This window comes from Microbulbifer sp. S227A, from assembly GCF_049800935.1.
On record NZ_JBNAFZ010000004.1, the window covers coordinates 35753 to 48641 of the forward strand.

The 12889-nt window shown below is 62.4% G+C and carries 11 protein-coding genes; 5 read left to right on the forward strand and 6 right to left on the reverse strand.

From position 1 onward, the window contains the following. Positions 1 to 89: 89 nt before the first annotated feature. From ACP15R_RS10735 to ACP15R_RS10745, 3 genes are read left to right on the forward strand one after another with little or no spacing between them, the layout of a single operon-like run. Positions 90 to 1217, forward strand: coding sequence for a hypothetical protein (locus ACP15R_RS10735; protein WP_424986402.1), 1128 nt, complete (start codon positions 90 to 92; stop codon positions 1215 to 1217). Further along, entirely contained in the window at positions 1217 to 3514 is a 2298-nt protein-coding gene (locus tag ACP15R_RS10740) for a ThiF family adenylyltransferase (RefSeq protein WP_424986403.1), read from the forward strand. Before ACP15R_RS10735 ends, ACP15R_RS10740 begins: the two co-directional genes overlap by 1 nt. After that, positions 3514 to 4701, forward strand: a complete 1188-nt coding sequence (locus ACP15R_RS10745; RefSeq protein ID WP_424986404.1) for a patatin-like phospholipase family protein — start codon at positions 3514 to 3516, stop codon at positions 4699 to 4701. The genes ACP15R_RS10740 and ACP15R_RS10745 overlap by 1 nt, the downstream gene beginning before the upstream one ends. Positions 4702 to 4872: 171 nt before the next feature. Here ACP15R_RS10745 and ACP15R_RS10750 read toward each other — a convergent pair whose 3' ends face one another. The 6 genes from ACP15R_RS10750 to ACP15R_RS10775 all read right to left on the reverse strand — a co-directional run bounded on the left by ACP15R_RS10750 (position 4873) and on the right by ACP15R_RS10775 (position 11639). Further along, positions 4873 to 5211, reverse strand: coding sequence for a DUF736 domain-containing protein (locus tag ACP15R_RS10750; RefSeq protein ID WP_021100681.1), 339 nt, complete (start codon positions 5209 to 5211; stop codon positions 4873 to 4875). A 473-nt stretch (positions 5212 to 5684) separates the two neighbouring features. Then, positions 5685 to 6542 (reverse strand): hypothetical protein, encoded by an 858-nt coding sequence (locus tag ACP15R_RS10755; protein ID WP_424986405.1) that lies wholly within the window; start codon positions 6540 to 6542, stop codon positions 5685 to 5687. Positions 6543 to 6649: 107 nt separating this feature from the next. After that, positions 6650 to 7072, reverse strand: a complete 423-nt coding sequence (locus ACP15R_RS10760; RefSeq protein WP_424986406.1) for a hypothetical protein — start codon at positions 7070 to 7072, stop codon at positions 6650 to 6652. 118 nt (positions 7073 to 7190) lie between these two features. After that, on the reverse strand, positions 7191 to 8117 hold the full coding sequence (locus ACP15R_RS10765) for a DUF2493 domain-containing protein (protein WP_424986407.1): 927 nt from the start codon (positions 8115 to 8117) through the stop codon (positions 7191 to 7193). A gap of 251 nt (positions 8118 to 8368) precedes the next feature. After that, positions 8369 to 9409, reverse strand: coding sequence for a DUF7146 domain-containing protein (locus ACP15R_RS10770; RefSeq protein ID WP_424986408.1), 1041 nt, complete (start codon positions 9407 to 9409; stop codon positions 8369 to 8371). A gap of 100 nt (positions 9410 to 9509) precedes the next feature. Then, entirely contained in the window at positions 9510 to 11639 is a 2130-nt protein-coding gene (locus tag ACP15R_RS10775; RefSeq protein WP_424986409.1) for a ParB/RepB/Spo0J family partition protein, read from the reverse strand. 170 nt (positions 11640 to 11809) lie between these two features. On the opposite strand from ACP15R_RS10775, the gene ACP15R_RS10780 reads away from it, so the two are divergent. Beyond that, positions 11810 to 12199: an antitoxin Xre-like helix-turn-helix domain-containing protein gene (locus ACP15R_RS10780; RefSeq protein WP_424986410.1), complete on the forward strand. Its 390-nt coding sequence runs from the start codon at positions 11810 to 11812 to the stop codon at positions 12197 to 12199. After that, positions 12196 to 12885, forward strand: a complete 690-nt coding sequence (locus ACP15R_RS10785) for an RES family NAD+ phosphorylase (protein ID WP_424986411.1) — start codon at positions 12196 to 12198, stop codon at positions 12883 to 12885. The genes ACP15R_RS10780 and ACP15R_RS10785 overlap by 4 nt, the downstream gene beginning before the upstream one ends. The last annotated feature ends 4 nt before the right edge of the window (positions 12886 to 12889 follow it).

The window sequence follows — 12889 nt, forward strand, 5'->3', positions numbered from 1 at the left end:
CGTATAGTAACTATATTGACATCAAAACACGATGCGTATATTAACTTTATTCATATGCAGGAATCACGTCAAGCTGAAAGGAGGCGGTCATGGCTGCCAAGCTGAATTTTTATCCCCTCGGCAATGCCGACACACTGCGGATCGACCTCGCCGACGGCCAGAAGGTCCTCGTCGACTGCGCCGCGATGCGGAACGGTGAGATCGGGGACAAGCGCTGCGATCTGCCGGAAGAGCTGCGCCGCGATCTGAAACGCGCGGGGCGCGACCACTACGATGTGGTGTGCATCACCCACACCGATACTGACCACTGCAAAGGGTTCGGAGACTTCTTCTGGCTCCGGCATGCAGGGAAGTATCAGGGGGAAGGCCGGATCAAGATCAATGAACTCTGGGTGCCCGCGGCAGCCATCCTTGAAGATGGCCTGACTGACGACGCGCGGATCGTGCGTTCGGAGGCGCGGCACAGGCTCCGTGACGGCAAGGGCATCCGGGTCTTTTCCCGCCCCGAACGCTTGAAAAAATGGATGCAGGACGAAGGCATCGATTTCGAGTCGCGCAAGCACCTGATTGTCGATGCGGGCCGGACCGTTCCCGGCTACGACAAGACCGGACCGGAACAGGTCGAGTTTTTCGTCCACTGCCCGTTCGGTTGGCGGCAGAACGAGAACACGGTCATCGAGCGCAACGAGGACTCGATCGTTCTGCACGCGACATTTGTCGAAGGCGGGCAGGAATCCCGTTTGTTTCTGGCCTCGGATGTCAACTACGAGACCATTTCCGAGATCGTCCAGGTTACCCGCCATCACGGGAACGAGGACCGCCTGCTCTGGGACATCATGAAGCTGCCCCATCACTGCTCGTATCTTGCGCTCGCGCCGGATCGCGGTGCCGAGGAAACAAAGCCCGTACCGGACGTGAAGTGGCTGTTCGAAGATCAGCGTGAAGCAGGCGCCGTCATCGTTTCGCCTTCCAACCCGATACCCACTAAGGGCTCGGAAGCGGATCAGGGTGTCCAGCCCCCGCATCGCCAGGCAGCGAATTACCACCGCCGCATCACGAATGCTGATGATGGCGAATTCAGGGTGACGATGGAACACCCCAGCCAGACCAATCCCAAACCCTTCGCCTACAACGTGACGGCGCTCGGCATCGCCCTTGATGTCGCCGCGCCCATGGTCAGTAGCTCCGCCGCGGCTTCGACACCGAAGGCAGGCTGATGGACATCGAGGCGTGGCTTTCCGGGTTCGAAGTGATTGCCGCCGGTGATCTGGAATCTCCGGCGGCTACGGCCCTCGTGACGTTCGCCGAACGCCATGCTTCTGAACTGATGACGGTGGTCGAGACGCGGCGCGGTGAGCTCGGCGAACTGGTCATAGTGGATTTTCGGACGGGACGTCCGCAGAAACCCTTCTATCCGATCAAGCGCACCGAGCGGCTGGCGATACGGTTCGCGCCGCAAGACGGAATGCCGCTGGTCTACGTGCTGCGTGACGATTTCCCCGACACTTTTCACCAACAGCTAACCGCTGAGGGCGCCCCCCGCGCGATCTGTATCGATGATCGGATATGGGTGGAAGCGCGCCTAACCTGGACGCCTGCCGAGCTGGGCCATCGTATCCTGTCATGGTTCGACAGGGCGATACGGGGCGAGCTTCACGACGCCCGTCAACCGCTCGATCCTCTCATGATCGGCAGCCATCTCAGCTTCATCCTCTCTCGACGAATTCTCGAAAGGGCGGGCGATACCGACCTCGTCGCCGTGCTCAAAAACGACCTGACACTTCGCGTTCATGAGTTCAAGGATGTGAGGGATTCCATCGGATCGCGGGGACCTATTTGTCTTGCCGCGTATCGCGTCGCCGCAGAGGAAATGCAGCGCCTGACGTTCGCACCGGAAAACCTTGGTAGTCTGGCTGATATGCTGGCGCGTCGTGGCATCGATCTCCTTGCCGACTTGCGCGAAAAGTTTTCAGGCTGGCTCGGTGAGACCCCGCCTCCCGCATGGCGGATCAATAGCCTCTTTGTCGTCGTCGTCGAGATGCCGATCATTGCGCCCGATGGCGCTGTCCAAAACGGCACGGATTTGCGGGCCTTCGTCACGGACAAGTCGGTCGGCGATATCGCGGTCGCGCTGGGTATTGCCGAGCCCGCGACGCCGGGTGAAGGCAGTAAGGTCGGCTTCGTGAAACGGCTGGCCCCATCCGCACCCGATGCGGAGGCCGTGCGCGCAATCCCCGCCCAGTCAGCCGAGATTCATTACGAATTCGACCGCGATCTCGCTACGCAACTATCCGGGCGCGACACGCCCGATACACGCAAGGTGGTTTTGGTCGGCGGGGGCACTATCGGCTCACACCTGGCCGAGTGCCTTTCCCGCGAAGGCCGGTTTGAGTGGACGGTCATCGATGATGATCGCCTGTTACCGCACAATCTCGCGCGGCATATTGGCCGCCGCGGAAATGTCACCAACGAAAAGGCCGTGCTCGTCGCTACTGCTGTGTCTGAGACGCTGGACAGCACCGAACCTGTCGGGCGCCCCATCACTGCCAATGTGCTGGTCGATGACGGCCACCGCGAAGAGATCGACCGCGCCCTCAATGAAGCAGACCTGATCATAGATGCGACAGCGTCCGTTCTGGCCGGTCGCTTTCTATCCGACCACCCGTCCGAGGCCCGGCGCGTCAGCGCCTTTTTCAATCCGGTCGGCAACGCCGGCATCCTTTTGGCCGAACCGGCGGATCGTTCACTTTCACTCCGTGATCTCGAAGCACAGTTTTTCGGGCTGGTCGGCAGAGAGGCGCCCCTTGCAAGTCTTCTCGCCGATGCCGGAGGCAGCTACGCTTATACGGGCGCGTGCCGCGCCATCACGAACCGTATGCCTGAGTCCAACGTCATGGCTCTCAGTGGGCTGATCGCGGGCGCTCTGGGCCGCGCAGCCGATCAGAACGATGCTGTCACAAAGGTCTGGTCGTTAAAGGGTGACGGCGACGTAGACACTTATGATTATCCCGCCGATCCAGTCGTCAGCTTTGCCGCCGACGACTGGTCTGTGGTCGTGGACGCGGGGCTAATCGAACGGGTTCGCGCCATGCGAGATCCGCGCCTTCCGAACGAAACCGGAGGGGTCCTGACCGGCGTCGTCGATATCCCCGCGCAGACGATACACATCGTTGATGCCGCGCCCGCGCCGCCCGATAGCGTGGAGAGCCCCGGCGGATTTACTCGCGGCACCGAGGGCGTCCGTGAGCACCTTGATGGTGTATTTGAACGGACGCGCGGCCAGGTTCGCTACATCGGCGAGTGGCACTCTCATCCGCCGCGCGCGGCTGCGCGTCCGAGTGCGACTGACCTCGTCCAGATCGACTGGCTTTCCACGGTCTTCGACATTGATACTTTGCCCGCCCTGATGCTGATCGCCGGGGAAGGAGAAATCGGAATCATGCTGGCTAATCGCTACGCGGAATCGGTCGAAGGCGGAGAAGAGCCGGATGCATCGCGGGAGGCGACGGGCTGATGGCGGAAGAGAAAATCGGCCTTGCCCTATCCGGCGGCGGTTCCCGTGCCATTGCTTTTCATCTTGGGTGCCTCCGGGCTCTTGATGAGCTCGGTATTCTTGAACGCGTGAAAGTCATCTCCACGGTCTCTGGCGGCAGCGTGATCGGCGCACTATTCGCCGCCAACACCGATCCGTTTCCGGCTTTTGAAGAGCGCGTCCGCAATCATCTCACCTCGGGCTTCGTGCGGCCCGCAATCGGCAAGGTCTTTACCACGACCGAGGGCCTGCGCGCCTTTTTCTGTGCTGCGGTCCTTATACCGACAAACATCATCATCAGCCTGATAGCGTTCGTCGCGCAGTGGCTACTGCTCCTGATCCCGCCCGACCAGCGCGCGAAATGGCGCGTCGAAAAGTTGCATTCTCCCTTTCGTCGTTTTGCCAGCCGCACCACGCTCCTGGAGCGCGTGTTTGACGACACGCTCTTTGGCGGAACGCTGTTGCGCGACCTGCCTGCGGACGGTCCCTTGCTGGTCGTCAACGCCTCCGACTTGCGAACAGGCTCCGCGTTCTACTTCACGCAGAAGCAATCCGGCTCCTGGCGCTACGGTGAACTGGCGGACCGGAATATTACCCTGGCTCATGCTGTCACCGCCTCGGCTGCTTATCCGGCGCTTCTGCCTGCGCTGGACGAAGTTCTACCCTTCAACAAGAAAGACGGAACCCGGCGCGAGGAGCGTGTGAATCTGACCGATGGCGGCGTCTACGACAATCTGGGTCTGGCACCGCTGTGGCCGGATCGTGATCCCAAAGTTAGCTTGAATGTAACCGACATCGATACGATTATTTGCTGCAAGGCCGGATATGGGCTTCGGTTCGACCAGCCCACTCAGTTCCTTCCGGCGCGCATGAAGAGCGTTTTCTACTGCGTACATGATAGAGCGCAGAATGCGGCCACACAGCGTCTGTTTGACCTTCTGAGTCTCGGGAAATTGAAGGGCGTTCTGATGCCGTATCTGGGTCAGGCCGATAGCCGCCTCAAGTGCCCGCCGGATGACCTCGTGACCCGAGAAGAGGCATACAATTATCCGACCGACTTTTCGGGGATGTCCCAGGAGTGGATTGACCGGCTAGTCCGCCGAGGCGAGCAAGTCACCAAAGCGCTGGTCGCGGAACACTGGCCTCATGTCTTAATAGGCAAGCCGTGACGGTTTGTGAATCGTCCGTATGGTGAGGCTGCGTTGCAGCATTGAATACTGCCATGAACGATCGCTCTGGGTCGATTTTCGGCGTCGTACGTTTTCCGAAAGCCGTCGACCATCTATAGTCAGTTCCAGAAAAATACCCCGCCCGGTGATCCCGGGAGGGGCGGTTTGCTGTCAGTCGCCGTTGCGGCGGGTGTTGGGGCGCGACCAGATGAGGCTGAAGGTCTCTTCGCCGCCTTCGATCACCGTGTCGTCGAAGAGGTTGGCGTAGATCGGCTGGGTGAAGCTCGGGTCGTCGAGCTTGAGGCTCAGGTAGTCGCGGCCCTCGGTCGAGCGCTTGGACCAGGCGGCGCCGATCTCAGCGCGGCCGACGAAGACGCGGTGGGAGGGGGCGTTGTCGTTCGGGGTGCTGTCCTCGGGGACGATGCGGACGGCTTTCGCCTGAACGCTGAGGGTGACGATTTCGCCGACGTATTCGCTGCCGGTCTTCTTGAAGGTTCCGATGGTGGCCATGTCATGTCTCCTTTTGGCTTGTCCGAGCCCGCGCCCATCGCGGCCTCGATGGCGATCGTCAGGACCGGGGCGATCCGCCGACGCAGCCACTGTGGCCCGAAGCGCCAGCGGAGGACGGAAAGGCCGGTCTTTCTTGTTCCGCGAGGAATGGCGGACCCGAGACTTTTCGGGGGCGCCAGGGGAAGAAAGTCCGGACAGGCCGTTGCGGCCAAGGCGGTCAAGGCGTCAGCCGATCCCGGTCAGATCAGCCGCTGAGAGGCCCGCAAGGGACGCGTGGCGTCATGCCATGGAAGACGGGATGACAGGCTACCTTTGGACCGCGCAAGACCCCGGCAGCGGACGTCGTGCAAAAACAGGTTGCGGCGTACAGGCGGAAACAGTGCATCTACGTGTAGAAAGTACCGCAGGATCGTGTGTAACAACGCGACAACGATTGTTTTCGCTTCAAAGCTGATTTCTAGGTGAGAACGCAACTAACGTCGAAGTGCTAAAACAAAATTTACTTTGCAGCCGTAATAGTTCTGGCCGATATTCCTAATGCTTTGGTCGTCCAGCCAGTCTTTGAGCGGGACCGACTCCAAAAGGGTGTATAGAGAAATAACTCTTAGAGAAGCGTAGTAGCCGTTTGAGAAAGAATCCGAGATATCCCAGATTGATAAGTCCGAAAATCGCGTGCCCCTCACCCCGCCGTTATCTCGGACCTCTCGTTCTTCCGGCTCCGTCTCTATTCTGTGAAACTTTGGAAGCGCTTTGCCAGTTCTGGAGAGATACCAATTTTCAAAGTGCGTGCGATATGCGTTGCAATATCTTCCAGAACTCTCGACGCCAGTATCGGATGTGTCGAACCAAAGGGAGACTGCGAAAGCCTTTCCGTCGCGCGCGTACACGTGGACTGCAACTCTCCCGGGCAAATCATTAATAGATTTGTAACCAAAGTAACTTTGAAATCGACCGGAAATACCGGCTTCGGTTAGATTAAGTTCACGGACTCTAAAGTTACTTTCTTCAGTACCGAGAGCGGCTGCAATATCTGCTGGGTCAGATTGGCCCAGAGAAATATTCATCAATGATACGTCGTGTCTCGACGGAGCAATGGGATCGTCACTAGGGTCGGGGGATGGTGTGTTAGATGAAAGAAAGATTCCGGCCGCGCCAGCTAGAAGACAAACGAATGCAAATACCCGATAGTAAGGATGTTCCTTCCAAAAGAAAATTACAGAAATTATTGAAATAATAATAATTATAAGTGCTGCGATGCCCAAAGGCGATTGGGAAGCTGCGCTGATGATTTCAGCGGCGTTCTCAAAAAAGGACTTGGCGGCATCCCACATTATCGCCTGGCTCCACAAGCATGCTTTAGTTTAGCTAGCGATAGTAGGCTCGCCAAGGCGGTTTTGACCGCTACTGCAAATTGGATTTTTGCTGAGGTTACCAGATGCTATGATGTGAACCTGTTCGTCTCTGGCCAGCCTGAGACCCGCGCCCAAGCTGTGCCTCCGGCGGCTACCGCGCCCAGCAAGGACAGGATGGTGATGGTGACGGAGCCGGCGCTGCCGAACTCGGCGAACCCCTTCGCCGCATGAAACCCGGCGATCCCGGCGGGGACCGCATAGATCAGGCCGATGCCGAGTTTGAGAGGGACGGAGCGGATGTGATCGAAGGCGAATTCCCCAAGAGCGGCGATGAAACCGCCGATGAACAGGCCCGCAATGATCGACAGGAAGACGCCTTGGCCGGTCTCATACAGGTACATGCCGGATGTCAGCCCGATGGCGAAGGGCAGGGCGTATACAGCCAGATTGAACAGGATCCAGCAGAGGGCACCGAGGCCGAACAGCGTGAAGAGGGTGGATACAGGCATAAGGCACTCCTTTCGAGAACAAGGATCGTGCCGCCACCTCCTCCATTGGCACGGGCAGATCATAGCAGAAAACGGCCCACCCCGGGAGGGCCCGGGGCGGGCGTCGGCGGAAATCCGGTCATGCCGGTGGGGCGGCTTTCGGCCGGAAGTCGAAGAGGGGAATGCCCATCGCGCGGGCCTTGTCGGCGAGATTTTCGGTGATGCCCGAGCCCGGGAAGACGATGAGGCCGATGGGCAGCGTGTCGAGCAACTGGTCGTTGCGCTTGAAGGGGGCCGATTTGCCGTTCCGCGTCCAGTCGGGCTTGAAGACGATCTGTGTCACGCTGCGGTTGTCGGCCCAGGCTGCAGCGATGCGTTCGGCCCCGCGTGGTGCGCCGCCGTGCAGCAGCACCATGTCGGCGTGTTTCGCGTGGACGCGGTCGAGGGTCGCCCAGATGGCCGTGTGATCGTTGCAGTCGAGTCCGCCGGTGAAGGCGATTTTTGTGCCTTGGGGCAGGAGCGGTTCCAGATCGGCCCGGCGCTTCGCAGTGAGATGATCGCGGCTGTCGATCAGGGACGCGGTTAAGGTACGCCGGTTCACGTGGCTGCCCGTGCGCGGGTGCCAGGTCTGGCCGAGATGGGCCTCGAAGCCCTCGGCGGCGAGGTCGCGCATGGCCTCAAAGGCATTGCGCCGTTCGATCAGCGTGAGGCCCTCCGCGATCAGGGTCTCGAGTTCGACGGACCGGACCTCGGATCCGTCTTGCTCGCGCTGCGCACGTTTCTGCGCCTGTTCGTTGCTGTCGAGTTCGCGGCCGGTTCGGCTCGCCATGCGGTGGAAGAGGTTCGTGGTGGACCACAGCAGATCTTCGAGGTCAGGCTCCAGCCGCGTGTCGGACAGCGTCGAGACGAGCGCGTCGAAAATGTCGGCGACGGCGGTGCGAATGGCGTCAGGTTCCGGCAAGGGGCGGGGATCGGGTTCGTCGGTGAAGGGACGCCAGCCGTAGATTTGCAGTTCCTCGAGTACGACGGCGGTGGAGGATCGGGTTTGAAGGTGGGTCTCGGGCATGATGTCGTCTCCGGTTGTCGAAGACCGCGCCTCTCGCGGCCTTCCCGGGCGACGGAAAAGCGGGGGCCGGGCGGGTCTGCATTCTCAGGGGTCCCCGTCGCGCTCGCGCGATGGGGTGGAACCGGAGCGCAGCGGAGGACGGCCATGGCCGTTGCGGGCGCGTCCGGGCTCTGCTCCGTTTTGCCCGCTCTCGGAAGGCCGGAAGGCGTGGCTCTGATCGCGGAGGCGCAGGTCGGCTGCGCCGATCCCGATCAATCGATGGCGTGGTCGAGGAAGATCACGGCATCCTCGGGCGCCAGTTGCGGACGCAGATGCGCGCGCAACTCGTCGCAGCCATTGGCCCGTAGATCGTCATTGAAATCGCCGAGATGGGGGGAAAGGTGGACGGCGTCGATCCCGGCTTCAATGGCCCGATGCGCGAGTTGGCCTGCGGCGGACAGGCCTGCCGGATCAGCATCGACGGCGATGTAGAGGCGGCGAAGATTGGCGGGCAGCTGCAGGGCTGCGAGATGGTTGGCGGACAAAGCCGCCACGACAGGAAGCTTCGGAAGGGCCAAATGCAGGGAGAGCATGGTCTCCAGTCCTTCGCCTGCGGCCAGTACGCTGACCGGTTTGCCGATGCGAACACCATGGCCGAGGAGATTGCCCATCGCCTTGCGCGGAGGACTGACCGGGGCCTTGTCCGCAGTGGCGGGGTCAAGCCAGGTTCGGTGCAGGCCGGTGAGCCGTTCATTGAGGTCCGTCACCTTGGCGAGCAGGGCAGGCCAAGTCTCCGGCGGGTCTGGCAGTGCGTGATCCTCGCGCCAGTAGAAGCAGTTCGGATGAAACCGAAGACTGTCGAGTTGGCCCAGCCCGGTGAGGCCGCGCCTTGCGAGATAGCGTTCTGCCAAGGTGCCGGAAATCGGCTGGCCCATGGCCCAGAGCCGCCGCGCGGCCTTGGGTGAGCCGCGAGAGGCTGGCGGTTTGGCGGCGCGGTGCAGGTCCGTCGGCAGGCTGAGAAACCTGCGGGCCTCCTCAAGCGTGTCCTTCAGGGTGACGATACCCATGTTGAGGGCGACCAGATCCAGCAGGTCACCGTGCTGCCCGGTTGCGGAATCAGTCCACTTGCCAGCCGCGCCGGGTCCGGAGGTCGGGCCCGATAGCCGAACGTAAAGACTGCGGCCCGGCGTGTTCTGCACGTCGCCTACGATCCAGTAGCGGCCTTGCTTGCGTCCGTTTGAAAGGTACTGTCGGCAGACGGCCTCGGCATCCTGGGCAAGGCGGCGGGCGATGTCGGCGGCGGGGCTGTGCATGCTCTGTGCCTCCTGTCGTGGATAGAAAAAGGGGCCCGCCATTTCTGGCGGACCCCGGCTGCCGGAACTCGGGGGGAAGGCGCTCCGACCTGCTCGAAGGTCACTCGGCGGCAGTTCGGGCGAAGGCGTCACCGGCGACGGGATCATCTTCGCTCAAAGGCTCGGAGTCTTCGATAGCCGGTTCGCCGCCGCTTTCCGCCGTTTGCGCTTCGCCGGTATCGGGATCGTCGTCCGAAGGTCCTCCGTCGGCGGTGTCAGAGTCGTCGATCAACTCGATCTCAGGCGCGTCCTGCTCCGGCAGCGGTGGCGTGCGCAACGGTTCGGGCAGCCAGCCGGTGCCGACGAGGAAGTCCTCCGCGGCGGTCACCATCTCGGCCTTCTTCAACCCGGCGATCCGGTCAGCGGCGTCCTCGCCCTTCGCCTCGCGCACGGCCTCGAGGATGCGCGCCTTGGTGACCCGACCGAGGTAGCTGTCACCCGTGGCCGTCCAGCCCGCCTTGGCCATGTCGAGCCTGACGGTCCCGGCCAGCACATCGGCATGCGCGATGGCGCGCGGGCGACGCTGGTAGGGGTCGTGGACGGCATTCACGCTCATCGCCACGCAATGGGCGAAGAGCGCCTCGCGGCTGCAGCTGTCGAACTCGATCAACGCCTCCCAGAGCTCCTCGGGCGCTTTCGGCAGGTTCCGCGCCCAGGTCTCATGGCGCTGGTCGATGGCCTGCGCATAGGCCGTATCGCCAAGGCCCGGCACCTGCGATCCGAAGGCGGCGTTGCGCGGTTCGATCTCGACGCAGCTGTCGACGGCGTAGCGGTAGAAAAGCCGCAAGACCAACGCGTGGAGGGCCGCGAGGAAAGCGACCTGCGGATCCTGGGCCAGCGAATTGCGCAGCGCCAGCGTGCGATGGGCCGTTAGTTCCATGACGAGGCGGTCGGAGAGCGGCTTGAGACCGTCGTCATCTTCCTCCTCGTCCGCAATAGACGCGACGGTGCCTTCGGTGTCCTGGTCCGGCGCCTCTTGCGGTGCGACCTCGCCGGTGTCCTCCACCTCCTCGACCGGCTCATCCTCGGGCCGCACGTAGCCGCGTTCGACGCGCAGCCGCCCGGAGCTGTCGATGCTGACGAAGGCTCCGGCCAGCGCGAGGTCTTCCGTCTCGAACCGGATCGGGCGCGCCTCGAGTGCCTCCATCGCCTCCTCGATCTCGCCCAGCCGGGTATCAACGTCGTCGGGCAACTCGTCGGCCTCCGCATGCTCGGCCTCGAGCGCGTCGTGTTCGGCCTTCAGCGCCTGATAGCTGGCAGTTTCCTCGTCGCTCATCGGCACCGCCTCGCCATGGACCCGGCGCATTCCGAAGGTGTGGCCATAGGGGAACTCGGTATCGACCTCGACCCATTTCCAGCCCTCGGCACGGATCGCTTCGGCCTCTTCGGCCAGTTTCTCGCGCACCATGACGTCGAGCAGAGCGGCATCCTGCAGCCAGCCGCCGTCGTCCTGCTGGAACAGGTCGCGCAGGATCTCGCCCCCGGCCTCGACGTAATCGCCGAGCCCGACGAACTGCGCCCGCTTGTCCGAGGCGCGCACCGCACCCTCGGTCAGCATGCGGCGGATCTCGTAGGGCTGCCGCGAATAGTGCCGCTGCAGCGCCTCCCAGACCTGCTCCTGCCGCGCGTGATCGGGACCCACCGTGAAGGCCATGAGCTGGTCGAGCGTCATCTCCTCCTCGGCATAGGCGTCGAGCAGTGACGGCGCGACCGCGGCGAGCTTCAGCCGCTGCTTGACCACGCTGGCCGAGACGAAGAAGGCCGCTGCAATCTCCTCCTCGGTGCGGCCTTTCTCGCGCATCGCCTTGAAGGCGCGGAACTGGTCGAGCGGGTGCAACGGCGCGCGCTGGACGTTCTCGGCGAGGCTGTCTTCCTCGGCGAGCCCATCTGTGCGCACGATGCAGGGGATCAGCGCGGTCTTGTTCATGCGCTTCTGTTTCACGAGCAGTTCGAGCGCCCGGAACCGCCGCCCGCCCGCGGGGATCGTGTACATGCCGGTCTCGGTGCCGCTCTCATCCAACACGGGCCGCACGGTGATGGAGCTCAAGAGCGTCCGCCGCGCGATGTCCTCGGCCAGCTCCTCGATCGACACGCCCGCCTTGACGTGGCGCACGTTCGACTGGCTGAGCATCAGCTTGTTGAAGGGGATGTCGCGCGAGGCGCTGAGGGTGATTTTCGCTTGCTTGGTCATCGGGATATCTCCGCGACGGGCCAGCCGGGAGCCTCTCTCCCGACCTCCAAGCCCGTCACGGAAAACCCGGCACCCCTCTTACTCTTGGAGCACCAGTCGGGTCATGTGGACTTGCAACGCAATCCATATGGACTTATATTGTCAGTCAAGCTAGGAAGGAGCGCCAACACATGGAAAACGTAGTTCTGGAGCGCCCTGCACCGGACCGGCAGGGTGTTGCTCTCAAGGCCTTCGCTCGGATCGCGGACGCCTGGTCGCTCACCCTGCGGGAAGCTGCGGAACTGGCGGACATGTCGGAGTCGACCTGGAAGCGGGCGAAGAAGCCCGATTTTGCGGGGGATTTGACGCGGGACCAGATGCTACGATTGAGCGCGCTGATCGGCCTCTACAAGTCGCTCGAACTCTATTTCAACGAGCCGATCTCGCGGGACTGGGCGAAGCTGCCAAACCGGGGTCCGGAGTTCGACGGCGCGCGACCCGTTGACGCGATGATCGAAGGGGGATTGCCCAAGATTTTGCGCGTGCGGGGCTATGTCGATGCGCTGCGGGGCGGGGTTTGAGGATCACGTCGGTCAACGATCGCGCCCTTGTCCGGCTGATCTCCGAGACCCATCACAAGCCCCCAGTGCTGCGGGGGCTGGTCGACAGTGACGAGGAGGCCGCGATTCTCGCCGAGATCGAAGGCGAGACCAGCGCCCGCCTGATCGCCGAAGCGCAGGGCAGCCCCGCGCTCGACCGCCGCGAACTCGCTTTCGCGCGGCGGTCTCATGACCTGACCCTCTATGGACAGAGCCATATCAACGCGGCCTTCACGTACACGAGACCCTCGGGCAACCGCTTCAATACTGGTGACCGCGGCGCGTGGTATTGCGCTTGGGACATATTGACGAGCGCGCAGGAGGTTGGGTTTCACCGGACCCGTGAATTGGGCTTCATCGGCCGCTACGAGGACGAGGCGCGCTACGTCGAACTGCTGGCGGATTTCATCGGGGATTTCCCGGATCTGCACGGGGAAGCGCATCCCGCGCTCGATCCGGTCCCCGAGCGGGGCTATCCGGTCGGCCAGCGTCTCGCTGCCGACTTGAGGGCAGAGGGGCATCGTGGCCTGATTTACCCATCCATGCGTCACCCGGGCGGGCGATGCTTCGTCGCTTTCGATCCTGGCATCATCCAGAATGTCCGCCCGGGCGCGAGCTGGAAGCTGGTCTGGCAAGGTGCGCCCGAGTTTACTGTCGAGGGGCTATAGCGCC